We start from the raw sequence: 25,249 nt of genomic DNA, 5'->3' as shown, positions 1-25,249 counted from the left end.
CCGACATGTCGCTTTTCCGCTAGCTTCGCCTCGGCATCCGGCGCAGACTGGACGCATGCACACCGACACCGACGCCTGTCTGCGGGCCGTGTGATCCCGTGACGCACGGTTCGACGGCTGGTTCGTGACCGGCGTACGCAGCACCGGCATCTACTGCCGACCCAGCTGTCCGGCGACCCCTCCCAAGGCCCGCAACATCACCTTCCTGCCGACGGCCGCCGCGGCCCAGTCGGCCGGTTTCCGCGCGTGCAAGCGCTGCCGACCGGATGCGAGTCCCGGCTCGCCGGAGTGGAACGTGCGCGCCGATCTGGTCGGTCGCGCGATGCGACTGATCGGCGACGGTGTCGTGGACCGCGACGGCGTGACGGGTCTGGCGCGGCGGCTCGGCTACTCGGTGCGGCAGATCGAGCGGGCCATGCAGTCCGAGCTCGGTGCGGGACCACTCGCGATCGCCCGGGCCGGGCGCGCCCAGTCCGCGCGCACCCTGATCGAGACCACGACCCTCCCGCTGGCCCAGGTGGCGCACGCGTCCGGCTTCGGCAGCATCCGCGCGTTCAACGAGGCGGTGCAGGAGGTGTTCGCCATGACTCCGTCGCAGTTGCGCGCCGCGAAGGCCGGGCGCGGTGAGGCACGGGGTCACGACGCCTCGCCGTGGCAGCGACTGTCGTTGCGGCTGCCCTTCCGCGCGCCTTTCCACCCCGACAACGTCTTCGGCCATCTGGCCACCACGGGTGTGCCGGGGGTGGAGGAATGGCGTGACGGACGGTACCGGCGCACGCTGGACCTTCCCGGGGGAGCGGGCATCGTGGAGTTGTCGCCGACCCCGGACCACGTCCGCGCCGACCTGGCGCTCACCGATCTGGCCGACCTCACGGTCGCGGTGAGCCGATGTCGGTGGCTGCTGGATCTGGACTGCGATCCGGAGGCCGTCGACGCGGCGCTCGCGGAGGACCCGCTCCTTGCCCCGCTGGTGCGTCGTACGCCGGGTCGTCGGGTCCCGCGGACCGTCGACTCCCGCGAGATGGCGATCCGGCTGGTGCTCGGTCAGCAGGTCTCCACGAAAGCGGCCCGCACGCACGCGGGGCGGCTCGTGGCGACGTACGGCCGACCCGTCGACGATCCGGGTGGGGGTCTCACCCGGCTCTTTCCCGGACCGGAGGCGCTGCTGCAGGCCGGGGACGAATCGTTCGCGATGCCGGTGACCCGCCGGGAGACCATCCGGTCGTTGTGCCGCGTGCTGGCCGACGGCGCGCTGGACACCAGCGCCGGAGCCGATCGCGACGAGGCCCGCCAGGTGCTGGGCGCCGTGCCGGGCATCGGCCCCTGGACCGTCGAGAGCTACGCGATGCGGGCGCTGGGCGACCCCGACGCGTTCCCCGGCACCGATCTCGGCGTGCGGATCGCCGCGCGCGCTCTCGGGATCGAGGACAAGCCGCGCGTCATCGAGAGCGCCTCCACGCGGTGGCGGCCCTGGCGTTCGTACGCGGTGCAGCACCTGTGGGCCACCGGCGACCACGAGACCAATCGACTCCCGGAAAAGGACATCTCATGAATCAGACCTCGCATTTCCAGATGACCGGTACTCCTATCGGCGACCTGACCCTCGTACGACGGGGACCGGCGCTCTCGGCGCTCTACATGCAGAAACACCGCCACCAACCGGAGGAATCCACCTTCGGACCGCGCGAGGAATCCGCCACGGGAGTGCTCGCTGACGCGGTGGCGCAGTTGCGGGAGTACTTCCGCGGTGAACGGCGCACGTTCGACCTGCCGTTGGATCCGGTGGGTACCGATTTCCAGCAGCGCGTCTGGGCGCAGTTGCGCGCGATTCCCTACGGGTGCACCCGCAGCTACGGCGACCTCGCCCGCGCGCTGGGTTCGGTCGGCGCCAGCCGCGCGGTCGGACTCGCCAACGGGCGCAACCCGATCTCGATCGTGGTGCCGTGCCACCGGGTCATCGGCGCGAACGGCGCGATGACGGGGTTCGGCGGCGGCATCGAGCGCAAGGTGTGGCTCCTGCAGCACGAACGCGAGACGCTCGGTGAGCAGGACCTGGGCAGAGGCGAGGCCCAGCAGATGCTGCACCTGCCGCGCTGAGCGATCGGTGGGGCGGCCTACTCTGGAGCCATGTGGGCCGCCCTCGAAACACTCGTGCCGTCGATCGGCCTGCTGTTTCTGTTGTATCTCGTGCTGCGCCACATGATGGAGGGCGACCGGCGTGAGCGAATAGCGCAAGCGCAGTGGGAAGAAGAACACAAAAGCGATACACCGGATGCCCCGACACAGCCTCCGACTACGCCGAGTGCCTCTCAAGACTCCTGAATTAGTATGTTATCTTTGCATCGCCTTCAATGACGCCCAGGTGTGCGTTGTTGAAGGGTCCACCAAACGATGCATAACCCACATCGGGTACATAGGAGATTGATATGGCTCAGCGCGTCCAGATTCTGCTGGAAGACGACCTCGACCACTCCGAAGCCGCGGAGACCGTGACTTTCGCCCTTGACGGCGTCAACTACGAGATTGATCTGTCCTCGGCAAATGCCGCCCGCCTGCGCGACGACCTGGCTACCTGGACCGGCCACGCCCGGAAGGTCCGGGGCGCCCGCAAGGCGACCGTCACTCGTGCGACGGCGGGCAGCACGGCCGGTCGCGACGACCTGAACAAGATCCGTGAATGGGGTCGCTCCAACGGTTTCACCGTGAGTGACCGCGGCCGGGTTTCCGGTGAGCTCCAGACCGCCTACGCCCAGGCCAATTCCTGAATTCAGTCCAGCAGCGCGTCGCCGAATAGATCCCCGTCAGAATCGAGTCGGTCAAGCACTTCTTCGAAATCGAGTTGTGTGAGCCGGCCGTGGTCCTCGACTTCTTCCCAGCTGCGCGGGGCGGCCACCATCGGCCGTTCCCTGCCGCGAAGGGAATACGGAGCGATGGTGGTCTTAGCAGCGGTGTTCTGTGACCAGTCCAACAGCACTTTCCCGCCGCGGATGGATTTGGTCATCTTCCACACGACCAGGTCCGGATTGCGTCGGGTCAAAGACTGGGCCAACTCCTTGGCCCAGTCGCGTATCTCCTCGCTCGTACGCGAACCGTCCACCGCGGCGTACACCTGCATCCCCTTGCTACCCGACGTGACCGGGACGGTGCGTTCCATCCCCGCCGCCGCCAGTTCTTCCCGTACCTGCAGCGCGAGACGTGCGCACTCGGCCAGACCCGCCGGCGCTCCGGGGTCCAGGTCGATCACCAGTCGGTCGGGATTGGCGGGGGCTTCGTCGACCCAGCGCCATTGCGGCACGTGCAATTCGATGGCGGCCAGATTGGCCAGATAGGTCAACGCGGCGAGGTCGGACACGAACGGGTAGGTGACACGGTCGCCGCCGCCGCGTGACCCGCTGGAGCTCACCGTCATCCGCGGCAGCCAGGAGGGCGCACCGCGCGGCACGTTCTTCTCGAAGAACGACATGTCGCCCACGCCGTGCGGCCAACGGACCCGGGTCACCGGCCGCCCCTGCAGGATCGGCAACAGCACCGGAGCCACCCGCGCGTAATAGTGCAGCACCTCGCCCTTGGTGGTCTCCGTCGCCGGATACAGCACCTTGTCCAGGTTGCTGATCGCGAGACGACGGCCGTCGACCTCGACACTGACCTGCTGCGCATCAGGCATCCGCGGGGTCCTCTACGGCGGTGTCCATCAATTCGGCGGGCGTGAGGTCGGGACGCAGGCCGCGCCAGGTGGGTTGCCGCAACCGGCCGCCCTCGGAGACACCGTGGTACTCCAGATCCGCCACCAGGTCCGGGTCCACCCAGGTGCAGCCTTTGGCGTCGATCGCTGGAACCCGCTCCAGGAACGGGGAGTCCGAGCGGCTGCGGGATCGCAGCTGCTCCAGGAGGCGAGCACCCGCCGCACCGGCCAGCCCCGAGCCGATCCGTCCCCGGAAGGCCAGACCACTCGGCGTGGGTGTCCCGACGAGCAGCGCGCCCAGCCGCGCGGAGTCGGTCTCCGGTCGCCAACCGCCGATCACGTACGACCCGGTGGTGCGGTGCACGATCTTGCGCCATTGCGGGCTGCGCGAGCCCGGAAGGTAGGCCGAGTCGGTGCGTTTGGAGACGATCCCCTCCAGGCCCTGGTCCGCGGTGGCGCGCAACAGGTCCGCGCCCCCGGGGAACGTCGGCGGCACCTGCACCCGGGCCGTGGCGATCCCGATGCCCTCGAGCAGTTCGCGCCTCTGGGACAGCGGGCGCGTGAGGGTCGGCGTACCGGCGACCCGCAGCACGTCGAAGGCCATCAGCGTCACGGGCGCCTGGACCGCGAGGGTCGCGGCGGTGCGTGCGTCACCGACGTTGAACCGCTCGGCCAGCGCCCCGAACGACGGTCGACCGTCGCGCAGGCTGACGATCTCCCCGTCGAGCAGCAGATCGTCGTACTCCGTGAGGCCCGCGGCGTCCGTGAGCAGCTCCGGGAAGGCGACGGACACCTCCCGCTCGGTGCGTGACGTCAGCCGCACCCGGCCGTCGTGCACGTCGGCCAGCACCCGCATGCCGTCCCACTTGACCTCGTGCTGCCACTGGTCGCCGCTCGGCACCCGCGCGGAAGGGGTGGCGAGCATGGGGCGCATGGGGCAATCTTGCCTGGTGCGAGCCATTTGGAGAGGTGCCGTGTCGTTCGGACTGGTGAACGTGCCGGTCCGGCTGTACTCGGCGACCGAGAACCACGACGTGCAGTTCCGTCAGGTGCACCGCGAGGACGGCGGTCGGATCCGCTATCAGCGGGTCTGCTCGGTCGACGGTGAGCAGGTGGCGTACGACGACATCGCCAAGGGGTACGAGACCGAGGACGGCCAGATGGTCGTGCTGACCGACGAGGACCTGTCCTCGCTGCCGACGAGCAGCAGCCGGGAGATCGCCGTGGACAAGTTCGTCCCGAGCGACCAGATCGACCCGATGTACCTGGACAAGTGCTACTACCTCGAACCGGACAAGTCCGCGGTCAAGCCGTACGAGTTGTTGCGCTCGGCGCTGGAGGAGACCGACCGGGTCGCGATCGTGACGATCTCGATCCGCACCCGGATGACGATCGCGGTGCTGCGCGTGCGCGGCGGCGTCATCGCCCTGCAGACCCTGCTGTGGCCCGACGAGGTGCGGGAGGCCGACTTCGGCGTCCTCGACGACGCGGACGAGTCGCCGGCCAAGCCCGCGGAGCTCGCGATGGCGCAGATGCTGGTCGAGTCGCTGGCCGGCGACTACGAGCCGGACGACTACGTCGACGACTACGAGCAGGCGGTCAAGGAGGTCGTCCGCGCCAAGCTCGACGGAGGCGAGGTCAAGGCTCCTCAGGACGAGGACGAGGGAGACTCCGCCCAGGTGGTCGACCTGCTGGCGGCCCTGCAGCAGAGCGTCGACCGGGCGAAGGCATCGCGGGGCGAGGCGCCGGCGAAGAAGGTCGCCGGCGGCACGAGCACGGCCACGAAGCCGGCTGCCAAGAAGACCGGCGCGGCGAGAACGACCGCGACGAGCGCTGCGAAGAAGACAGCCGCGAAGAAGTCGGCGGCGAAGACGACCACGAAGAGCGCAGCGAAGAAGACGGCGACGAAGGCGACCAAGAAGAGCACGGCCAAGAAAGCCAGCTGAGGCGGGCTGGTCTCGCCGGCGGGGGTGTGTTCGGGGCCGAGCGGGCCAAGACGTGGGCTGGCACAGGCGTTCGGGGTGTGTTCGGGGTCGAGTGGGCCAAGACGTGGGCGGGTGCTGGGTGGCGGGGGTGTGTTCGGGGTCGAGCGGGCCCAGACGTGGGCGGGTGCTGGGTGGCGGGGTGTGTTCGGGGCCGAGCGGGTCAAGACGTGGGCGGGTGCTGGGCGTACGGGGGTGTGTTCGGGGCCGAGCGGGCCACGACGTGGGCGGGTGCTGGGTGGCGGGGGTGTGTTCGGGGCCGAGCGGGCCAAGACGTGGACTGGCACCGGAGTTCCGGCGAGCGACCCAGATCGGTCGATCAGCCCTGCGCCAGCACCCCGTACCTGCACAGTTCCTCGACGGCGGCGCGGACCAGTGCGTCGGCGTCCGGGTGCTCGCCGTGCATCTCGATGCAGATGTCGACCAGTTCCTCTGCGGTGCGCGGCTGCGCGGTGGCGTCCCACACCGTGGCGCCCAGCCCGCTGCAGCGGATCGGGAGGTCCTCGATGAGCAGCAGGATCTCGTCGTCGATCCGGACGGCGTCGGCGTACGCGCCGCGATGGTACGAGCCGACCTGCCCCCGGGCGGGCGTACCGGTGGGCGGAAGGTGCTCGACCTCGGCGACCTCTGCCGGGTCGTCGGCGACCAACTTCCGCAGCGTGTCGGCGCATTCCTGGATCTCGGTGTACCGCAGGCGGTGGATGCCTCCACAGGACCGCACGTGCCGCGTGAGGGTGAGCAGAGGATCGGCCATCTTCGTCAGGAACGACAGTTGCGGGATGAGCGCCAGGATGGCGTCGAGCAGGGCCAGCTGCTCGACCCGCGGCGGGTCGCCCGGTGCGCCGTCGCGCTCGAGCAGGACGATCCGGTGCAGCCGCAGGTCCGGATGCTCGGGCGCGGCGAGCAGCCCCAGCTCGTCAGGCCCGTGTTGCTGCTTGTGGTCCTCGCCCTCGATGATGACCGACAGCGGCTTGGGGAACGGCAACACCTGACCGTCCTCGCGTACGGCGACCGTCTCGTCCGTGACGTAGCCGAATCCGGTCGTGCACAGCCGCTGGGCCGCAGTCGTCTTGCCGGTGCCGGACTCCGCGACGAGGGCGATGACGGCGCCCGTGCCCGGGTCGGCGACCCCCGCCGCGTGCAGCATCATGAGGCGGCCGGCGCACAGCTGAATCAACCGCAGGGTGACGCTGGAGACGACGGTGTACTCGGCGAAGTCGAGGTCGAACTCGGCGCCGTACCGGACCGAATCCACGGTTGCGTCCGCAGAGCCGTCGGCCAGACAACGCGCCCACTGGCCGCGCACACGCCCCGCCGACGCGGGATCGGGGACCTCGATGGCGAGGGTGTGCCCGAAGGCCTGCACCTTCACCACGTCCGTGTCCGTGTCCGTGTCCGCCACGGTATGGATCGTAAGCGTGGCGCTCGGGCTTTCTGCTGACGGCGAACGTCTTTCGTCTGAGGGGTCCGCGCGGAACACACTGTGGGTGGGTCGCGTTGAGGTCATCAGACACCAGCAGCAGGGCAGGTAGGTCGCCCAGCCGCTGCGGATAGCATCGAAGGACGCAGGCAGCAGCCTCAAGGGAGTTGACATGTTCGAACGGTTCACCGACCGCGCACGGCGTGTGGTGGTGCTCGCCCAAGAAGAGGCGCGCATGCTCAACCACAACTACATCGGCACCGAGCACATCCTGCTCGGCCTCATCCACGAGGGTGAGGGCGTCGCGGCCAAGGCCCTGGAGAGCCTCGGCATCTCCTTGGAGGCCGTCCGCGAGCAGGTGCAGGAGATCATCGGCCCCAGCCAGCAGACCCAGCCGGGCCACATCCCCTTCACCCCGCGGGCCAAGAAGGTCCTGGAGCTCTCGCTGCGCGAGGGTCTGCAGCTCGGCCACAGCTACATCGGCACCGAGCACATCCTGCTCGGCCTCATCCGCGAGGGCGAGGGCGTCGCCGCCCAGGTGCTGGTCAAGATGGGCGCCGACCTGGCGCGGGTGCGCCAGCAGGTCATCCAGCTCGTCTCCGGCTACCAGGGCAAGGAGACCGCGGGCGCAGGCGTCGGCGGTCAGGGCCAGCAGGAGGGCACCCCGGCGGGTTCGCTGGTGCTCGACCAGTTCGGTCGCAACCTGACCCAGGCGGCGCGCGACGGAAAACTCGATCCGGTCATCGGGCGCGAGTCCGAGATCGAACGTGTCATGCAGGTGCTGTCGCGGCGTACCAAGAACAACCCGGTGCTCATCGGTGAGCCCGGCGTCGGCAAGACCGCCGTCGTCGAGGGCCTCGCCGCGGACATCGTGCGCGGCGACGTGCCCGAGACGCTGAAGGACAAGCAGCTCTACACCCTCGACCTCGGGTCGCTGGTGGCCGGTTCGCGCTACCGCGGTGACTTCGAGGAGCGCCTGAAGAAGGTGCTGAAGGAGATCCGCACCCGCGGCGACATCATCCTGTTCATCGACGAGATCCACACCCTCGTCGGTGCGGGCGCGGCCGAGGGCGCCATCGACGCGGCCTCGATCCTGAAGCCGATGCTGGCGCGCGGCGAGCTGCAGACGATCGGCGCGACCACGCTCGACGAGTACCGCAAGCACATCGAGAAGGACGCGGCACTCGAGCGCCGCTTCCAGCCCATCCAGGTCATGGAGCCCTCGATCCCGCACGCCATCGAGATCCTCAAGGGTCTGCGCGACCGGTACGAGGCCCACCACCGGGTCACGATCACCGATGCCGCGCTGGTGGGCGCGGTCAACATGGCCGACCGCTACATCAACGACCGGCACCTGCCGGACAAGGCGATCGACCTGATCGACGAGGCCGGTGCGCGACTGCGCATCCGCCGGATGACGGCTCCGACCGACCTCCGTGAGTACGACGAGAAGATCCAGCACGTGCGCCGTGAGAAGGAATCGGCGATCGACGGGCAAGACTTCGAGAAGGCCGCGTCGCTGCGTGATGACGAGAAGAACCTCATCAACGCCAAGGCGCAGCGTGAGAAGGAGTGGAAGGCCGGCGACCAGGACGTCGTGGCCGAGGTGGACGAGGAGCTGATCGCCGAGGTGCTCGCCGCCTCGACCGGAATCCCCGTCTTCAAGCTGACCGAGGAGGAGTCCTCGCGACTGCTGCGGATGGAGGACGAGCTGCACAAGCGGGTCGTCGGCAACGACGACGCGATCAAGGCGCTCTCCCAGGCCATCCGTCGTACCCGCGCGGGTCTGAAGGACCCCCGTCGTCCCGGTGGCTCGTTCATCTTCGCCGGTCCGACCGGTGTCGGTAAGACCGAGCTGGCCAAGGCGCTCGCGGAGTTCCTCTTCGGCGACGAGGACGCGTTGATCACCCTCGACATGTCCGAGTTCGCCGAGAAGCACACCGTCTCGCGGCTGTTCGGTTCGCCTCCCGGCTACGTCGGGTACGAGGAGGGCGGCCAGCTGACCGAGAAGGTGCGGCGCAAGCCCTTCTCCGTGGTGCTCTTCGACGAGGTCGAGAAGGCGCACCCGGACATCTTCAACAGCCTGTTGCAGATCCTGGAGGACGGTCGGTTGACCGACTCCCAGGGCCGGGTCGTGGACTTCAAGAACACGGTGATCATCATGACCACCAACCTCGGCACCAGGGACATCTCCAAGGGTGTCTCGCTGGGCTTCGCCTCCGGCAACGACGCCGCAACCGACTACGACCGGATGCGCGCGAAGGTGCAGGACGAGCTCAAGCAGCACTTCCGCCCCGAGTTCCTCAACCGCGTGGACGACACCATCGTCTTCCCGCAGCTGACCGAGGAGCAGATCGTCGAGATCGTCGACCTCATGGTCGAGAAGCTCGACGTGCGGCTGAAGGACAAGGACATGGCGATCGAACTCACCTCGCCCGCCAAGGCGCTGCTGGCCAAGCGCGGGTACGACCCCGCGCTCGGTGCCCGACCGCTGCGTCGCACGATCCAGCGGGAGATCGAGGACATGATGTCCGAGAAGATCCTCTACGGCGAGATCGGCGCGGGTGAGATCGTCCTGGTCGACGTCGACGGTGAGGGCAAGACCGCGAAGTTCACCTTCGCCGGCTCGCCCAAGCCGAAGGCGCCCGACGCACTGCCCGAGCCGGCAGGTGTCGGCGAGGGCGGCGGCGAGCACGGCGTCGACCTCGGCAAGGACTGACCGACCGACAGCCGAATTGGCCCCGGATCCCACAGCGGATCCGGGGCCGATTCGCGTCCGCCGACCCGCTGGTTAGGGTCGTGGGGTGGACGACGCGTCGGTGAGCACGACCCTGCGCCCCGCCCGCACCGCCGACGTACCCGCCATCCGCGGCTTGATCGAGCCGTACGTCGCGACCCGGGCCATCGTCGCCAAACCGCCCGTCGCGTACTTCGAGGGCCTGCAGGAGTTCGTGGTCGCTGAGCGCGACGGCGTCGTGGTCGGGTGCGGCGCCCTGCACGTGATGTGGGAGGACGTCGCCGAGGTGCGCACCATCGCGGTCCACCCGCAGGTGCGCGGTCACGGGACCGGTCACCAGATGCTGCGCCACCTGCTCGCCCACGCCCGGGACCTGGGGGTCGGACGGGTCTTCTGCCTCACCTTCGAGGTCGACTTCTTCGCCCGGCACGGATTCCGGGAGATCGAGGGCGATCCGGTCGAGCCGGACGTCTATCGCGAGCTGCTGCAGTCCTATGACGAGGGCGTGGCCGAATTCCTCGATCTGGACCGGGTCAAGCCCAACACCCTCGGCAACACCCGGATGCTGCTCACTCTGTGAACGAGTCGTCGTCCTCCAGCCCCGGCAACGGGCCGAGGGCGGCCTCCGCCGCGTCGGCGAGGACGGCGAGGTCGGCCCGGTAGCGCCGGATCGCCACTCCCAGTCCGTTCGGCTTGAGCGCCAGCCCCTCCTCGTGCCAGTGCTCGAGGGCGTGCACCCGCACGTGCGGTGGCAGATCGCCGTACGAGTTGACCACCCGCCAGAACGGCACGTCCTCCTCCTCGCACAGCGCCATGAACCGCCCGACCATTCGCGGCGACATGGCGAGCATCCCGGCGATGTCGCCGTAGCTGACGACGCTCCCGCGCGGGACCAGCCGGACGATGGCGTAGACGCTGGTGCGCAGATCCATGCCCGCAAGGTAGTCAGTAGGGTCGAGGACCATGAGTACCGCCTCGGGGCACGACCGTCCGCAGTTCGTGATCGTGATGGGGGTCTCGGGCTCCGGGAAGACCACCATCGCCACTGCGCTCGCGACCAGACTCGGGTGGGACTTCGCCGAGGGCGACGACTTCCACCCCGCGGCGAACGTGGAGAAGATGGCGCATGGCACGCCCCTCACCGACGAGGATCGCTGGCCGTGGCTGCGGGCCATCGGAGCGTGGATGGACGAGCATGCGCGCGAGGGCCGCAGCGCGATCATCACCTGCTCGGCGCTGAAGCGCGAGTACCGGGACCTGCTGGTGAAGGGGCGCGACCGGGTGCGGTTCTGCGATATCGACGTGCCTGTGCAGGAGCTGGAACGACGCCTCGCGGCGCGCACCGGCCATTACATGCCCGCGTCGTTGCTGCCGTCGCAGTTGGCCACGCTCGAGGCGCTGCAGCCGGACGAGCCCGGTGTCGTGGTGCACGCCCACGGCGATCCGCAGGACGTGGTCGACGAGGCGTTCGAGAAGTTGGGCCTGGGCGCTCAGCCGGGCAGCGCGTAGGCCCGGTCCGGCAGCGGGTCGATGAGCCCGTCCTCGATCAGGCCCGCCAGGCAGCGACCCCGCTGTGCCGCGTCGGCCCACACGAGGTCGAGACGGGCCTGCTCCACCGGGCCGTCCGCGTCCCGCAGCGCCTGCAGGAGCAGTCCGCGCACCTGCCGGTCGGTGCCGGCCCACCGCTGCGCGCGCTTGACCGGCCCGTCGTACGCCGGGCGGCCGGCCGCCACCCAGGCGCACCGGTCGGCGATCGGGCAGCGGTCGCAGGTGGGGGAGGCGGCAGTGCAGACCAGCGCGCCGAGCTCCATCACCGCGACGTTCCAGACGGCGGCTTTCGCGTCGTCGGGCGGGAGGAGTTCCTCGGCCAGGCGCGACTCGGCCGCGGTCAACGCCGGGGCCGCCTGCGCCGACCCCGTCACGCAGCGGGCGTGCACCCGGCGCACGTTGGTGTCGACGACGGCGCAGCGGATACCGAACGCGAAGGCTCCGACCGCGGCCGCGGTGTACGAACCGACTCCGGGGAGCGCCCGCAACTGCTCCAGGTCGTCCGGGACCGCGCCGTCGTGCGATGCGACCATCGCGGTGGCCGCGGCGTGCAGGCGTAGGGCCCGGCGCGGGTATCCGAGGCGCCCCCAGTGCCGGACAGCGTCGCCGGGCGCGGCGGCGGCGAGGTCCGCAGGGGTCGGCCAACGCGTCATCCACTGCGTCCACACCGGCAGCACCCGTACGACGGGGGTCTGCTGCAGCATGACCTCGGACACGAAGACGCCCCACGGCGTGGCGCCGGGGGACCGCCAGGGCAGGTCGCGGCGTTGCTCGGCGTACCAGTCCAGAACGGGTCGATGGAGTACGGCGTGGTCGGTGGCGGTCACCGCGTGCAGCTCAGACGTACCGCTCGAGGATGCTGTTCTCGGCCAGCCGTGACAGCCCCTCGCGGACCGAGCGGGCGCGCAGCTCCCCGACGCCCTCGACGGCCATCAGATGGTCGAAGTCGGCCGCCAGCAGTTTCTGCAGGCCTCCGAAGTGCTCCACCAGGCGGTCGTTGATCATCGGCGGAATCCGCGGGATCTTGCTGAGCAGCCGGTAGCCGCGCGGTGAGACCGGCGCGTCGAGCGATTCGGCGACGCCGGGGGACCCCAGCGCCCCGGCGCCGGCGTGCAGGTCGAGCAGGTCGGTGGAGCTGATCGCCGCCAGCCGGTCGAGTGCCTGCTGGGTGGTGATGCCGTCGCGGGCGACGTCGACGTAGTCGCGCACGACCAGCTCGCGGTCGTCCGAGAGGGTGCCGACCAGCTCGTCCAGCTGCAGGGACATCAGCCGCCCGTCGACGCCGAGCTCCACGACGTACTCGGCGATCTCCTCGCTGATCCGCCGCACCATCTCCAGCCGCTGCAGCACCGTTGCCACGTCGCGGACCGTGACCAGGTCCTCGATCTCCAGGGCGGACAGGGTGCGGGTCACCTCGTCGAGGCGCGCCTTGTAGCGCTCCAGCGTCTGCAGCGCCTGATTGGCACGCGACAGGATCGCGTTGGAGCCCTCCATGACGTGCCGCAGCGAACCGACGTAGAGGGCGATGGTCTGCATCGACTGGCTGACCGAGATCACCGGCAGTCCGGTCTGCTTCGCGACCCGCTCCGCGGTTCGATGCCGGGTGCCGGATTCCCGGGTGCGGATATTGGGGTCGGGGACGAGCTGGACGGCGGCGCTGATGATCCGCGTGACCGCACTGTCCAGGACGATGGCGCCGTCCATCTTGGCGAGCTCTCGCACCCGCGTGGAAGAGAAGTCGATGTCGATCGGGAAGCCGCCGGTGCTGATGCTCTGCACCACGGCGTCGTGGCCGAGCACGATCAGTGCGCCGGTACGGCCCCGCAGGATGCGCTCGAGGGCGTCGCGCAACTGGGTGCCCGGCGCGGCCGCGGCGAGCGTGTCGCGCAGCAACTGGTCCTCGGTGGGTGGCACGCGCTGGATTCTATGTGAGACGCGGGCCGCCGCCCCCGTCGATCAGTCGCACGGCACTCTGCACGTCGGTGACCTCGACCACCTGCATGCCCTCGGGGGCCGCTTCGCCGGCGAGCGAACCGGCGGGGATGACCGCCCTCTTGAACCCGATGCGGAAGGCTTCGGCCAATCGCCGCGCGACTCCGGACACCGCGCGTACCTCGCCTGCCAGTCCCACCTCGCCGACGGCCACGGTGCCGGCGCCCATCGGCCGGTCCTGTACGCCGCTCGCGATCGCCAGGGCGATCGCCAGGTCGGCAGCCGGTTCGCTGAGGCGGACGCCTCCGACGGTGGACAGGTAGCAGTCGCTGCGGGAGACCGGCAGTCCGGCGCGGCGGTCGAGCACAGCCAGGATCATGGCCGTCCTCGAGGAGTCGATCCCGCTGGTGGTGCGCCGCGGGTTGCCCTGCACGCCGTCGACCATCAGCGCCTGCACCTCGGTGACCAGCGGGCGGCGCCCCTCGAGGGTCACCGTGACGCACGTGCCGGGCACCGGTTGCTCGCGGCGGGTGAGGAAGAGCCCGCTCGGGTCCGGCAGGCCGACGATGCCGACGTCGGACAGGTCGAAGCAGCCCACCTCGTCCGTGGGGCCGTACCTGTTCTTCGCGGCGCGCACCAGGCGCAGCCGCGAATGCCGCTCACCCTCGAACTGCACGACGACGTCGACCAGGTGCTCCAGCACCCGCGGCCCGGCGATCGAGCCGTCCTTGGTGACGTGTCCGACCAGCAGCACGCTGATGTCGCGCTGCTTGGCGACCTGGATGATCGCCGCGGCCACTTCGCGCACCTGGCTGACGTTGCCGGGCGCGCCGGGGATCTCGGTGGAGGCGATGGTCTGCACCGAGTCGATCACCAGCAGCTCCGGGCGGACCTGATCGATCTGCGCGAGCACGGTGGCCAGATCGGTCTCGCTGGCCAGGAAGAGGGTGCGGGCCAGGGCCTCGATCCGCTCGGCACGCACCCGCACCTGGGCGGCCGACTCCTCGCCGCTGACGTAGAGCACCCGGCGCGGCCCGCGCGCGGCACGCGCCGCGACGTCCAGCAGCAGCGTGGACTTGCCGATGCCCGGCTCTCCGGCGACCAGGATCACCGCGCCCGGCACGAGCCCGCCGCCCAGCACCCGGTCGAACTCGCTCACCCCGGTCGGCCGGGCGGAGGCCTGCGAGCCGTCCACCTCGCCGATCGGCACGGCAGGCCGTTCGAGCACGGTCGCGGCGGCGGTGTGCACGCCGACCTGGCCGATCTCCTCCAAGGTGCCCCACGCCTGGCACTCGCTGCAGCGCCCGACCCACTTGATCGCGGTCCAGCCGCACTCGGTGCAGCGGTAGGACGGCGCTGGGGGTTTCTTGCGGGCGCTCGCGGTCGGCATACGCAGAAGGTATGCGCCGCCGCCGACAGGCGTGCGGCCGGTCAGAGGCGCTTGCGGTTCTGCTTCTGCGCGTCGAGCGTGGCCGGGTGGATGAGCAGGGGCAGCAGCGTGCGGTTGCCCGGCCGACGCGCCGCCTTCGCGAGCGCCAGGTGGGCCTCGCAATGGGTGACGAGCACGGCGTACGCCGCCTCACCCATCAGGTGGCGCAGTTCGCCGGCGTTGGAGAGGTAGAGCGGCTCCTTCCCGACGTGTGCCTCGGGGTTGGAACTGCAGTACCAGTCCAGGTCGTGCCCGCCCGGACCCCAGCCGCTGCGCTGGTACTCACCGATCGAGATCTCCAGGTACGACGTGTCGTCGCCCCGCTCGACCGTGCGGAAGGTGCGCCGCAACGGCAGCTGCCAGCAGACGTCCGGCTTGACCGTGTGGGGTTCGACGCCGGTCAGCAGCGCGTGCTGGTGCAGGGAGCAGCCGTCGCCCGCAGGGAAGCCGGGGCGGTTGAGGAAGATGCACGCGCCGTCGACGACCCGGGTCTTGGTCGCGCCGTCCTCCTTCTCGCGCCAGCCGAGGGCGGAGTGGCCCTCGTCGTAGTACTGCCATTCGTCCGGGCCGAGCTCTTTGACGACCCGGCGGACGTTCTTCAGGTCGTCCTTGTCGGCGAAATGCGCGCCGAGGGTGCAGCAGCCGTCGTCCGGCCGGTCGGCGTAGATGCCCTGGCAGCCGCGGCCGTAGATGCACGTCCAGTTCGAGGTCAGCCAGGTCAGATCGCATCGGAAGCGCTCGGCACCGTCGTCCGGGTTGTCGAATTCGACCCAGCTTCGTGCGACATTCGGATCGGTCTCGGCCACGGCGCGATGGTAGCCCGGCGCGCCGGACGACCGGATCGGGAAGGATCGACCCATGACGCCGGCTCACGACCCGCACCGCGATCTGCTCCTGGACTACCTGCGCGCGCAGCGCCGTCACGTGCTCGGCATCGTCGACGGGCTCACCGAGGAGCAGCTGCGCCGTACGGTGCTGCCGTCGGGATGGTCGTGCGCGGGGATGCTGGCGCACCTGGCCAGCGACATCGAGGACTTCTGGTTCACGGCCGTGGTGGCGGGGGAGGGGCAGGACTACCAGAACGCACCCGACGTCTGGGACGTGCCGGTCGACGTGCCCGCCCTGCGGATGGTCGACCGGTACCGCGCCGCGATCACCCGTTCCGACGCGGTCATCGCGCGTACGCCGGCGCACACGCCACCCGGCTGGTGGCCCGGAGATCTCTTCGGCGACTGGCGGATGCACGACCTCGGTGAGGTGATCCTGCATGTGATCGCCGAGACCGCCTGCCACGCGGGGCATCTGGACGCGCAACGGGAGATCATCGACGGGCGCCAGTGGATGGTGCTCACCGACTGAAGCCGTGCCGACTAGTTTGGCCGCATGCGCCTCGGAGTGATCGACGTCGGATCGAACACGGTCCACCTGCTCGTGGTCGACGCCCACCGCGGTGCCCAGCCGATCCCGGCGTTCTCGCACAAGCGCGAGCTGCGGCTCTCCGAGCACACCACCGCGGACGGCGACATCGCCGAGGACGGCATCGCGGCGTTGAACGGCTTCGTCGAGGAGTGCAAGACGATCGCCGAGGACCAGGGCGCCGAGCAGCTGCTGGCCTTCGCCACCAGCGCCATCCGCGAGGCGCCCAACGGCGACGACGTGCTGAGGACCGTCCGCGACACGACCGGCATCCACCTGCAGGTGCTCTCGGGCGAACAGGAGTCGTCGCTGACCTTCCTCGCCGTACGACGCTGGTTCGGCTGGTCGTCCGGGCGGCTGATCGTCATCGACATCGGCGGCGGATCGCTGGAGCTCGCCAACGGGCAGGACGAGGTGCCGGAAGCCGCGATCAGTCTGCCGCTGGGCGCGGGACGCCTGACCCGCACGCTGCAGGGCGACCCGCCGGCACCGGAGGACCTGCGCGCGATGCGCAAGCAGGTCCGCACCGAGATCGCCCGCAGCATGCGCGACCTGACCCGGTTCGGCCGCCCGGACCATGTCGTCGGCACCAGCAAGACGATCCGTTCGCTGGCGCGGCTGTGTGGGGCAGCGCCGAAGGACGAGGGCCCGTACGTCGAGCGCACCCTCGAGCGCGCCGACCTCACCAAGCTGGTGCCCCGCCTGGCGAAGATGACGGCCGCCGAGCGAGCCGGGCTCCCGGGTGTCTCGGCCAGCCGGTCCGCCCAGATGCTGGCCGGTGCGGTGGTCATCGAGGGCACCATGGAGCTGCTCGACGTACCCGCGCTGACGCTGTGCCCCTGGGCGCTGCGCGAGGGAGTGATCCTGCGCCGGTTGGACGCCATGGACGGATGGGACTCCGCGGAGTGAGCATCAGCCGCATCCCGGACGCCCGGGTCGCCCTCTCGACCGCGTCCGTCTATCCGCACGGTGTCGCGGCCACCTTCGACCTCGCCGACCGGCTCGGCTACGACGGGGTCGAGGTGATGGTGTGGAACGACCCGGTCAGTCAGGAGGCGGGCGCGCTGCAGCGCCTCATCGACCACTATCAGCTGCCGGTGGTCTCCATCCACGCGCCGACCCTGCTGCTGACGCAGCGCATCTGGGGCACCGAGCCCTGGGACAAGGTCGACAACTCGGTCCGGGTCGCCCGCGAGGTCGGCGCGGACACCGTGGTGCTGCATCCGCCGTTCCGCTGGCAACGGGACTACGCCGCGGAGTTCGTCGAAGGTGTCGCGCAGCGCGAGGAGGACAGCGGCATACAGCTCGCGGTGGAGAACATGTTCCCCTGGCGTGCGCGGCAACGGGAGATGCAGGCGTATCTGCCCGGCTGGGACCCGGTGGGCATCGACTACGCGAACGTCACGCTCGACCTGTCGCATACCGCGACCGCCGGGTCCGACGCGATGGCCATGCAGGCCGCGCTCGGCGACCGGTTGGCGCATGTGCACCTGGCCGACGGCTCGGGGTCGTTCAAGGACGAGCATCTGGTGCCGGGGCGTGGGGGACAACCGTGCGCGCAGTTCCTGGAGACGCTGGCTGCGAGCGGGTACGACGGGTCGATCGTCCTGGAGGTCGGCACCCGCAAGCTCGACGACGAAGAGCGCGAACTGGACCTGGCGGAGGCGCTGGCGTTCGCCCGTTTCCACTTCGCCGCGCCGGCGGTTCCCTGAGCTGCTTCGGTCGCCGCGCGCGCTGCAGTCAGGCGCCAGGTGCGGGTTTTGCGTTTGCGGCCAGGGCTGCAGCACTGGCCGCGAACGCAAAACCCACGCACCTACGCGCTGCGGCCACGTCGACCATGGCGTGGGCACGTGGCCGACATCCCGGCGTCGGCTAGTGGAGCTGGTCCTGCCAGTCGGCCGGCACCTTGTCGGCGGGCGCGGGGACGCCCTGGCCATGGGGGTGACTGGTGGGCGGGGCGAGCGGAGGCCCGTACGCGAACCCGCCGGTGCGGTAGTCGAAGCACCAGTCCTCGCCCGGTTCGAAGCTCTGGATGACCGGGTGGCCGGTCGCCTCGTAGTGCGCGGTCGCGTGCTGGCCCGGTGAGGTGTCGCAGCAGCCGATGTGCCCGCACTGGGCGCAGCGGCGCAGGTGCATCCACCAGCCCGGGCTCGCGCCGGTCAGGCAGTCCGCGCATCCTTCGCCGCTCGGCGGGACGGAGGTGTCGAAACCCTCGGTGTCGGTCATCCGGCCAGGCTAGGCCCCTCGGCCTCCCGGTGAATCGGGGTCAGCCGAGGTCGTCGATCCACTCGTCGGTGGTCGTCACCATCGCCTGCCGGGGGAAGACCTTCTCGGTGAGCACCCGGTGCACCTCGGGGTCACGGTCCGCACACGCGTCCTGCAGTACGACGAGCCGGTAGTCCAGGTCGGCGGCCTGGCGCAGGGTCGAAAGGACCACCCCGCTCGTGGCGATACCGGACAGGACGATGGTGTCGGCGCCCGCGCCGCGCAGGAGCACCTCGAGATCGCTCCCGGTGAACGCGCTCACCCGGCGTTTGGTGATCACCGGCTCGTCGTCGCGGCGTTCGAGATCGGGATGCAGCCGGGTGGCCGGATGATCCTGGGTCATCGTGTCGCCCGCGTGCTGCGCGGTGCCCGAGAACGCTCGGTTGGACGTGGCCACCTCGGGGTAGCCGGGCCGGAACGCAACCCTGACGAAGAACACCGGGATTCCCGCCGTACGCGCGGCGGCGACGGCACAGGACGCGGCCGCGAGTACGCCGTGGGCGTCAGGGAGGCGTTCGACGATGCCCTGCTGGAAGTCCATGGCCAGGAGGACGGTCTTCGACTCGCTCATACCGATCAATATAGGTAGTTCAAACTGAACAGGTCAATCTGTTCAGGTTAGACTGTAGAAATGGCCCGAATGAAGACCAGCCCCTCGGCAGCCCAGGCCTCCCACGACATCAGGGTGGCTCTCGGTCGATTCCGACGCAGACTGCGCGAGGTCGCCACGGAGGGCGAGCTGAGCCCCGGGCAGGCGTCGGTGCTCGCGCGCGTGTCGAAGGACGAGGCGCACACCGTGTCGGCTCTGGCGAGGTCGGAGGGGGTGCGACCGCAGTCGATGGCCAGCACGGTGGCCTCGCTCGATGCGCTCGGGCTGATCACACGGACACCCGACCCCAGCGACGGGCGTCGGCAGATCGTCACGCTGACCACGGCCGGGCGCCGGCTCGACCTGGGCAACCGGGCCGCACGGGGTGAGTGGCTGGCCGGTCGCCTCGACGCGCACTGCACCGAGGAGGAGCGGCGGACGCTCATCGCGGCCGCGCAGATCCTGGAACGACTGGCCCGCGCGTGACCGCAGCGACGGCATCCGCCGACAGGTTCGACCGCCGGCTGCTCGCGCCGATGATGCTCGGGTCGATCCTCAACCCGGTCAACTCCTCGATCATCGCGGTCGCGCTCGTGCCCATCGGTGTGGCGTTCGGCGCGCCGGCCTCGCAGACCGCGTGGTTGGTCTCCGCTCTCTATCTCGCGACGTCGATCGGGCAGCCGCTGGTCGGGAGCCTCGTCGACACGTTCGGGCCGCGGCGGCTCTACCTGATGAGCACGGCGCTCACCGGGATCGCCGGGGTGGTGGGCCTGCTCGCTCCCAGTCTCGCGGTCCTGATCGTCGCCCGCGTGATCCTCGGCTTCGGCACCTGCGGTGCCTATCCGGCGTCGATGTACCTGATCCGTAGCGAGGCCGAGCGGACCGGCATCAGGAGTCCTGCCGGCGTGCTCACCGCGCTGTCGGTCGCCACCCAGACCATCGCGGTCATCGGACCGACCCTGGGCGGACTGCTCATCGGGCTCGGCGGTTGGCGTACGACGTTCGCCGTGAACATCCCGCTGTCCATCGCGTGTCTCGTGCTCGGCTGGGTCTTCCTGCCGCGCACCACCACCCTGCAGGCCGAGCGTCCGGAGCACCCGCGCATCGATGTCGTCGGCATCCTGCTCTTCGCCACCACCTTGGTACTGCTGCTGGTCTTCCTGCTCCACCTGAGCCTGACGGGTGGCTGGCTGCTGCTCGCCGCGGTCGTCGTCGGCGCCGGATTCGCCGCGTACGAGCTGCGCAGCCGCGCGCCGTTCATCGACCTGCGGCTGCTCGCGGGGAACGTGCCGCTGATGGTGACGTACGCGCGGGCCCTGGTCGCGTACACCGTGTCGTACTCGTTTATCTACGGCTTCACCCAGTGGCTCGAGGACGGTCGCGGGCTCAGTGCCGCGTCTGCCGGCCTGATCCTGCTGCCGGCGTTCGGGACCGGCCTGATCGTCTCCTCGCTCACCGGCCGTCGCCCGCAGGTTCGCGGCAAGCTCATCGTGGGGGCCGTCGCTCAGGTGCTCGGGTCGACGTTGGTGCTGCTCGTGCGCGGAGCCGCACCCATCTGGTACCTCGTACTGATCGCCGTCGTCCTCGGCGTGCCCCAGGGACTCAACAGCCTGGCTATCCAGAACACGCTCTACCACCAGGCGGATCCGGCGCACATCGCCGCATCGTCTGGGCTGCTGCGCACGTTCGCCTACCTCGGAGCGATCCTGGCCGCCGCCGCCGGCGGGGTGTTCTTCCACGCCGGCGCCGACAGCGCCGGCCTGCACGGTCTGGCCGTCTTCATGCTGATCGCGGCCGTCCTCTTCTTCGCCATCACCGTGACCGATCGGTCGCTGCGGCGGGTTGACCGGCTGGCCCGCGGCGCCTAGCAGCACGTCGACCCTCAGCGCCGATAGGTCTGCCCGTCAATCGCCTCACGCAGCAGGTCGGCGTGGCCGGCGTGGCGGGCCATCTCCTCCACGAGGTGCAGCAGCACCCAGCGCACGTTGTTCGACGGTCCGCCCTGGTAGTCCGGCACCTCGCGTTCGAGGGCGATCCCGGACCGCACCACGTCCTCCGTGTGGGTGGCCTCGACCTGCCACGCAGCGAGCAACTCGGCGACCGTCTCGTCGTCGCCGAGGATGAACTCGTCCGTACGCGGCTCCTCCTCACCGCGTTCGACGTCCGTGCGGATCCACGACCTCTCCGTGGCCACCACGTGTTTGAGCAGACCGCCCAGGGTCAGGGTCGTCGACGGGATGGGCCTCAGCCGCGCCTGCGCGTCGGTGATGCCGTCCAGTGCGTAGCGGATCCCGTGGCGTTGCCACTCCAGGAACCCGAGCAACCCGTCGATCTCGTCCGGCCGGTGAGGTGGGGGCGAGGGCTGAGAGGGCTGAGACGGCATGGCCGTCACCCTAGGACCGGCGTACGGCGAGGTGGTCGGTCTGCGTTTGCGGCCAGTGCTGCGGCCCTGGCCGCGAACGCAAACCGCGCACTACGAGGGGAACCCGCGCGACCGACGACGACCGCGCGGGGTGCTCGGATGGGGTCACCCCGCCTTTCCACAGCACCGCCGTCTTTACTGGTGACATGTTGCTGCCGCGGTCCAGACTCCCGCGGTCGCGCACCGTACGCGCGTTGCTCGCGGCGCTCGTGGTCGTCGTTCTGGTCGCCGCTGGGATCGCGCTCTTCAGGCCCGGCAGCCCGCACATCGCCACCCGCTCGCAGTTCGTCGCCGGCACGCCCGAGGGCAGGACCCCGGTGCGGCTCGACACCACGGTCTACCTCCCGGCGAAGACGCCCGCCCCGGCGATCCTGCTGGCGCACGGCTTCGGCGGAAGCAAGACGGATCTCGCGCCCGAGGCGCGGTCGCTCGCCGCGGACGGCTACGTGGTGATGGCCTACACCGCAAGGGGATTCGGGAGGTCAGGCGGTTCGATCCACCTCGACGCGCCGAACTACGAGGTCGCCGACGCCCGGCTCCTCGTGTCCTATCTCGCGGCCATGCCGCAGGTCGTCAAGGACCACCCGGGAGACCCGAGGATCGGCGTCGCCGGATCGTCGTACGGCGGGGGACTGGCGCTGCTGCTCGCCGGCACCGACCGCCGGGTCGACGCCGTCGGAGCCGACATCACCTGGAACGACCTGTCGACGGCCCTCTTCCCCAACGCCGCGGAGGGCGGCGCGCCCGGAGTGTTCAAGAAGCTCTGGGCGGGTCAGCTGTTCGGCGCCGCCGCGAGTCGGACACCCAGCGGAAGCGGGTGCGGGCGCTTCGCGGCCGACGTATGCGCGGCCTACCAGCGGGCCGCTGCGACCGGCCGGCCCGACGCGACGATCCTGAGCCTGCTGCGCGCGTCCAGCCCCGCGCGGGTGCTGAGCCGGATCACGGCGCCGACCCTGCTGAGTCAGGGCGAGCAGGACTCCCTCTTCGACCTGTCCCAGGCCGACGCGAACGCCCGCGGTATCGCCGCCACCGGCACGCCGACCAAGGTCGTCTGGCGCAGCGGTGGCCATGACGGCGGCACCTCGACCTCCCAGCTCGAGAGCTATCTGCGCGGCTGGTTCGACCCGATCCTGAAGCATGGACGCGTCCCGGACCGTTCGTTCACCGCGTCCCTGACCGGCGCAGCCCTGTCGGCCCAGGACGGCTCGAGCATCGATCAGACGGTGCAGGTCGAGGGTGGCTACGGCGCCGGCAGGCAGGTGCCGACCACGCTGTCCGGCCCGTCGACGACGGTCTTCGCCCCCGCGGGCGGAAACCCCGCGGCGGTCACCGCGGTCCCCGGCCTCGGCGGTCTACTCGGCCAGGCGGCCGGTCTCGCCGGCGTGGCCGGAGCCTCCCAACTGTCCTCGATACCAGGGCAGTTCGCGTCGTTCCCGTCGAAGCCGCTGGCGAAGACGGCGCTGGTCGCCGGCTCCTCCACCGTCCGTCTGCGCATCACCGCGCGGAGCACGACCGACGCCACGCTCTTCGCCTCGCTGCACGACGTCGCACCGGACGGCACCGATACCCTCCCTTCCGGCCTGGTCGCCCCGATCCGCCTGACAGGTATGCGGCCGGGCGTGCCCACCACGGTGACAGTCCGACTGCCGGGCATCGTGCAGTCGGTGCCTGCAGGCCACCGTCTCGTGGTGCGTGTCGCGACGACCGACCTCGCCTACCAGCTGCCGGTCGACGCGCGTAGCTACGACGTCGCGCTCGCTTCCCCGCAACTGCAGCTGGCCACCGTCGTCGGCCGCACCCAGTCGACCGGCCACCCATGGCCCTGGCTGATCGTGGGGGTGGTCGCGATGGGGCTGTTCCTGCTCGGCGCCGCTCTGAGCGCCATACGTCGGCGCCGGCGCCGGTCGTTCGAGCCGGCGCTGCAGGAGGTGCCCGTCAGCATCGAGCACCTCGGCAAGGTGTACGCCGACGGCTACCGGGCCGTCGACGACGTCACCTTCTCGGTGCAGCCGGGCCAGGTCGTGGGGCTCCTCGGGCCCAACGGCGCGGGCAAGACCACCCTCCTGCGCACGCTCATGGGGCTCATCGCGCCCACCACCGGCACGATCCGGCTCTTCGGCGAGCTGGTCGGACCCGGAGCCGCGGTGCTCTCCCGCACGGGTGCTTTCATCGAGGGCCCCGGACTGCTGCCGCACCTGTCCGGCCGCGACAACCTGCGCCTCTTCTGGGCCGCGACCGGCCGCCCGCACGAGGACGCCGACTTCGAGACCGCTCTGGAGATCGCCGGACTCGGCCCCTCCATCGAACGCCGCGTCAAGACCTACAGCCAGGGCATGCGGCAGCGCCTCGCGATCGCGCAGGCCATGCTCGGCCTCCCGGAGCTGCTCATCCTGGACGAGCCCGCCAACGGACTGGATCCGCCGCAGATCATCGAGATGCGTGAGGTGCTGCGCCGGTACGCCGAGACCGGCCGCACCGTCGTCCTGTCCAGCCATCTGCTCGACGAGGTCGAGCAGACCTGCACGCACGTCGTCGTGATGCACAACGGACGGCTGATCACCGCCGGGTCGGTGCAGGAGATCGTCGGCGCGGTCGCCGGACCCGACCGCCTGCGGGTGGCCGACCCCGAGCGGGCAGTGCGGGTGCTCGCCGCGGCAGGCATCGACGCCGATCAGGTCGCCACCCGGCATTCGCTGGAAGAGGTCTTCATGCAACTGGTCGGAGCGGACGAATGAACGAGATCGCCGCGACGCGCCGTGGCGTCCACGACCGGCTGGGCGAGTTGCCCACGACCGAGCGCGCGGTGTTCCGCCCCGGACGCACCCTCTCGCTGCGCGTGGAGTTCGTGCGCCAGCTGCGCCGCCGTCGCACCCAGCTGGCGGCCCTGCTGCTGATCGTCCTCCCGGTCATCGTGGCGGTCGCGCTGAAGGTCAACAACGGCGGCGGCGGCCGCGGTGGTGGCGGCGGGGGTGGTGGCGGCGCGGGCGGATCGGCGCTGATCACCCTCGGCACCGCGGGTGCCACCAACTTCGCGTTCTACACCGAATTCGCCTCTGCCGCCTTCCTGCTCGTGGTCATCGTCGCCCTCTTCTGCGGTGACACCGTGGCGAGCGAGGCCAGTTGGTCCTCCCTGCGCTATCTGCTCGCCATCCCCGTGCCGCGCCCTCGCCTGTTGCGTCAGAAGCTCACCGTCGCGCTCTGCCTCAGCCTCGGCGCCAACCTGCTGGTGCCCGTCTGGTCGTTCCTGGTGGGCGGGGTGTTCTTCGGCTGGGCGCCCGCCCAGTCGCCCCTCGGCGGCTCGTTCAGCACCGGAGTGGGCCTGCAGCGCCTGCTGATCGTCGTTGCGTATGCGAGCGTGCAGTCGCTGTTGGTGGCCACTCTGGCCTTCCTGTTGAGCGTGCTCACCGACGCCCCGCTCGGTGCGGTCGGCGGCGCCGTGCTCCTGGTGGTCGTCTCGAACATCCTGGACGCCATCACCGCACTCGGTTCCTACCGCGACTACCTGCCCACCCACTTCCAGTACTCCTGGCTCGATGCCCTGGGCCCGAGCGTCAACTGGGACGACATGATCCGCGGCACGGGCGTGGCGCTGACCTTCTCGGCGGGGTTCCTGGCGCTCGCCTGGTGGCGTTTCGAACGCAAGGACATCGTCAGTTGAGCCGGTCGAGCCGCCCGCGAAACGGCGTACACGGGATCGATCCGGCCGAACGAAACAGCGACTTAACACGATCGGGATAGCGTGACCGGCGTGACGCAGAGCCAGAGCCAGACGCAGGGCGGCACCTCGGGTCAGGTTTTCGGCGGATACCGCTCGGGGACGGACACAT

26 protein-coding genes and 1 pseudogene are annotated in these 25,249 nt (G+C 70.2%); 16 read left to right on the top strand and 11 right to left on the bottom strand.

The window, feature by feature from the left end; translation table 11 throughout:
* Positions 1-106: 106 nt before the first annotated feature.
* From J4030_RS18200 to J4030_RS01045, 5 genes and pseudogenes are all read left to right on the top strand, one after another.
* Positions 107-256, top strand: a pseudogene (locus J4030_RS18200) (Ada metal-binding domain-containing protein); the annotation flags it as partial.
* Positions 257-322: 66 nt separating this feature from the next.
* A complete protein-coding gene (locus tag J4030_RS01060; protein ID WP_279538035.1) occupies positions 323-1,552 on the top strand; it encodes a DNA-3-methyladenine glycosylase 2 in 1,230 nt (409 codons plus the stop codon).
* On the top strand, positions 1,549-2,097 hold the full coding sequence (locus tag J4030_RS01055; RefSeq protein ID WP_208047322.1) for a methylated-DNA--[protein]-cysteine S-methyltransferase: 549 nt from the start codon (positions 1,549-1,551) through the stop codon (positions 2,095-2,097). The genes J4030_RS01060 and J4030_RS01055 overlap by 4 nt, the downstream gene beginning before the upstream one ends.
* A gap of 30 nt (positions 2,098-2,127) precedes the next feature.
* On the top strand, positions 2,128-2,322 hold the full coding sequence (locus J4030_RS01050; RefSeq protein ID WP_208047321.1) for a hypothetical protein: 195 nt from the start codon (positions 2,128-2,130) through the stop codon (positions 2,320-2,322).
* A gap of 104 nt (positions 2,323-2,426) precedes the next feature.
* Complete coding sequence (locus J4030_RS01045; protein WP_208047320.1) at positions 2,427-2,765, top strand: Lsr2 family protein; 339 nt, start codon at positions 2,427-2,429, stop codon at positions 2,763-2,765.
* Between the two features lie 2 nt (positions 2,766-2,767).
* On the opposite strand, the gene ligD (J4030_RS01040) is transcribed toward J4030_RS01045, so the two are convergent.
* Both ligD (J4030_RS01040) and ligD (J4030_RS01035) read right to left on the bottom strand, forming a co-directional pair.
* On the bottom strand, positions 2,768-3,664 hold the full coding sequence (ligD, locus tag J4030_RS01040; RefSeq protein WP_208047319.1) for a non-homologous end-joining DNA ligase: 897 nt from the start codon (positions 3,662-3,664) through the stop codon (positions 2,768-2,770).
* The gene (gene ligD, locus J4030_RS01035; protein ID WP_208047318.1) at positions 3,657-4,616 is read right to left on the bottom strand and encodes a non-homologous end-joining DNA ligase; all 960 of its coding nucleotides are present in this window, start codon (positions 4,614-4,616) and stop codon (positions 3,657-3,659) included. The genes ligD (J4030_RS01040) and ligD (J4030_RS01035) overlap by 8 nt, the downstream gene beginning before the upstream one ends.
* 16 nt (positions 4,617-4,632) lie before the next feature.
* Between ligD (J4030_RS01035) and J4030_RS01030 the strand changes: the two genes are divergently transcribed.
* The gene (locus J4030_RS01030; protein ID WP_208047416.1) at positions 4,633-5,628 is read left to right on the top strand and encodes a Ku protein; all 996 of its coding nucleotides are present in this window, start codon (positions 4,633-4,635) and stop codon (positions 5,626-5,628) included.
* Positions 5,629-5,983: 355 nt separating this feature from the next.
* Here J4030_RS01030 and J4030_RS01025 read toward each other — a convergent pair whose 3' ends face one another.
* Positions 5,984-7,066 carry a hypothetical protein gene (locus tag J4030_RS01025; RefSeq protein WP_208047317.1) on the bottom strand — a complete coding sequence of 361 codons (1,083 nt, stop codon included), beginning with the start codon at positions 7,064-7,066 and terminating at the stop codon, positions 5,984-5,986.
* A 190-nt stretch (positions 7,067-7,256) separates the two neighbouring features.
* Between J4030_RS01025 and J4030_RS01020 the strand changes: the two genes are divergently transcribed.
* Both J4030_RS01020 and J4030_RS01015 read left to right on the top strand, forming a co-directional pair.
* The gene (locus J4030_RS01020) at positions 7,257-9,803 is read left to right on the top strand and encodes an ATP-dependent Clp protease ATP-binding subunit (RefSeq protein ID WP_208047316.1); all 2,547 of its coding nucleotides are present in this window, start codon (positions 7,257-7,259) and stop codon (positions 9,801-9,803) included.
* A gap of 85 nt (positions 9,804-9,888) precedes the next feature.
* The gene (locus J4030_RS01015; RefSeq protein WP_307864499.1) at positions 9,889-10,401 is read left to right on the top strand and encodes an amino-acid N-acetyltransferase; all 513 of its coding nucleotides are present in this window, start codon (positions 9,889-9,891) and stop codon (positions 10,399-10,401) included.
* Here J4030_RS01015 and J4030_RS01010 read toward each other — a convergent pair.
* Positions 10,391-10,753, bottom strand: a complete 363-nt coding sequence (locus J4030_RS01010) for an MGMT family protein (RefSeq protein ID WP_208047315.1) — start codon at positions 10,751-10,753, stop codon at positions 10,391-10,393. The two genes, J4030_RS01015 and J4030_RS01010, sit on opposite strands and share 11 nt — an antisense overlap.
* A 31-nt stretch (positions 10,754-10,784) precedes the next feature.
* Here J4030_RS01010 and J4030_RS01005 point away from each other — a divergent pair, with 31 nt between their 5' ends.
* On the top strand, positions 10,785-11,330 hold the full coding sequence (locus J4030_RS01005; protein WP_208047314.1) for a gluconokinase: 546 nt from the start codon (positions 10,785-10,787) through the stop codon (positions 11,328-11,330).
* On the opposite strand, the gene J4030_RS01000 is transcribed toward J4030_RS01005, so the two are convergent.
* Genes J4030_RS01000 through J4030_RS00985 form a run of 4 tightly spaced genes read right to left on the bottom strand, consistent with a single transcriptional unit; the run spans position 11,312 to position 15,536 of the window.
* Positions 11,312-12,196, bottom strand: coding sequence for an A/G-specific adenine glycosylase (locus tag J4030_RS01000; protein ID WP_307864498.1), 885 nt, complete (start codon positions 12,194-12,196; stop codon positions 11,312-11,314). The genes J4030_RS01005 and J4030_RS01000 overlap by 19 nt on opposite strands.
* A 10-nt stretch (positions 12,197-12,206) precedes the next feature.
* Complete coding sequence (gene disA, locus J4030_RS00995) at positions 12,207-13,283, bottom strand: DNA integrity scanning diadenylate cyclase DisA (RefSeq protein ID WP_307864497.1); 1,077 nt, start codon at positions 13,281-13,283, stop codon at positions 12,207-12,209.
* Between the two features lie 10 nt (positions 13,284-13,293).
* Positions 13,294-14,691, bottom strand: a complete 1,398-nt coding sequence (gene radA / locus J4030_RS00990) for a DNA repair protein RadA (RefSeq protein WP_208047313.1) — start codon at positions 14,689-14,691, stop codon at positions 13,294-13,296.
* Between the two features lie 41 nt (positions 14,692-14,732).
* Positions 14,733-15,536, bottom strand: a complete 804-nt coding sequence (locus tag J4030_RS00985; protein ID WP_208047312.1) for a hypothetical protein — start codon at positions 15,534-15,536, stop codon at positions 14,733-14,735.
* 52 nt (positions 15,537-15,588) lie between these two features.
* Between J4030_RS00985 and J4030_RS00980 the strand changes: the two genes are divergently transcribed.
* Genes J4030_RS00980 through J4030_RS00970 form a run of 3 tightly spaced genes read left to right on the top strand, consistent with a single transcriptional unit; the run spans position 15,589 to position 17,858 of the window.
* Complete coding sequence (locus tag J4030_RS00980) at positions 15,589-16,089, top strand: DUF664 domain-containing protein (RefSeq protein ID WP_208047311.1); 501 nt, start codon at positions 15,589-15,591, stop codon at positions 16,087-16,089.
* A 24-nt stretch (positions 16,090-16,113) separates the two neighbouring features.
* Complete coding sequence (locus J4030_RS00975) at positions 16,114-17,055, top strand: Ppx/GppA phosphatase family protein (protein WP_208047310.1); 942 nt, start codon at positions 16,114-16,116, stop codon at positions 17,053-17,055.
* A gap of 2 nt (positions 17,056-17,057) precedes the next feature.
* Positions 17,058-17,858 (top strand): sugar phosphate isomerase/epimerase, encoded by an 801-nt coding sequence (locus J4030_RS00970; protein ID WP_307864507.1) that lies wholly within the window; start codon positions 17,058-17,060, stop codon positions 17,856-17,858.
* Positions 17,859-18,018: 160 nt separating this feature from the next.
* Here the strand turns inward: J4030_RS00970 and J4030_RS00965 are convergent, their stop codons facing one another.
* The gene (locus J4030_RS00965) at positions 18,019-18,372 is read right to left on the bottom strand and encodes a UBP-type zinc finger domain-containing protein (protein ID WP_208047308.1); all 354 of its coding nucleotides are present in this window, start codon (positions 18,370-18,372) and stop codon (positions 18,019-18,021) included.
* 40 nt (positions 18,373-18,412) lie between these two features.
* The gene (locus J4030_RS00960; protein ID WP_208047307.1) at positions 18,413-18,982 is read right to left on the bottom strand and encodes a cysteine hydrolase family protein; all 570 of its coding nucleotides are present in this window, start codon (positions 18,980-18,982) and stop codon (positions 18,413-18,415) included.
* A 60-nt stretch (positions 18,983-19,042) separates the two neighbouring features.
* Here J4030_RS00960 and J4030_RS00955 point away from each other — a divergent pair, with 60 nt between their 5' ends.
* Both J4030_RS00955 and J4030_RS00950 read left to right on the top strand, forming a co-directional pair.
* Positions 19,043-19,486, top strand: coding sequence for a MarR family winged helix-turn-helix transcriptional regulator (locus J4030_RS00955; RefSeq protein WP_243762655.1), 444 nt, complete (start codon positions 19,043-19,045; stop codon positions 19,484-19,486).
* On the top strand, positions 19,483-20,868 hold the full coding sequence (locus J4030_RS00950; RefSeq protein ID WP_208047306.1) for an MFS transporter: 1,386 nt from the start codon (positions 19,483-19,485) through the stop codon (positions 20,866-20,868). The genes J4030_RS00955 and J4030_RS00950 overlap by 4 nt, the downstream gene beginning before the upstream one ends.
* A gap of 14 nt (positions 20,869-20,882) precedes the next feature.
* Here the strand turns inward: J4030_RS00950 and J4030_RS00945 are convergent, their stop codons facing one another.
* On the bottom strand, positions 20,883-21,383 hold the full coding sequence (locus J4030_RS00945) for a DinB family protein (protein ID WP_208047305.1): 501 nt from the start codon (positions 21,381-21,383) through the stop codon (positions 20,883-20,885).
* 185 nt (positions 21,384-21,568) lie between these two features.
* On the opposite strand from J4030_RS00945, the gene J4030_RS00940 reads away from it, so the two are divergent.
* On the top strand, positions 21,569-24,157 hold the full coding sequence (locus J4030_RS00940; RefSeq protein WP_208047304.1) for an alpha/beta fold hydrolase: 2,589 nt from the start codon (positions 21,569-21,571) through the stop codon (positions 24,155-24,157).
* Complete coding sequence (locus J4030_RS00935) at positions 24,154-25,080, top strand: ABC transporter permease (protein ID WP_208047303.1); 927 nt, start codon at positions 24,154-24,156, stop codon at positions 25,078-25,080. Before J4030_RS00940 ends, J4030_RS00935 begins: the two co-directional genes overlap by 4 nt.
* Positions 25,081-25,249 lie beyond the last annotated feature (169 nt).

It is taken from the genome of Allobranchiibius sp. CTAmp26, from assembly GCF_017565405.1.
Taxonomy (GTDB): domain Bacteria; phylum Actinomycetota; class Actinomycetes; order Actinomycetales; family Dermatophilaceae; genus Allobranchiibius.
The sequence above is the reverse complement of the archived record's forward strand: the minus strand, read 5'-3'. Positions and strand labels throughout refer to the sequence as shown.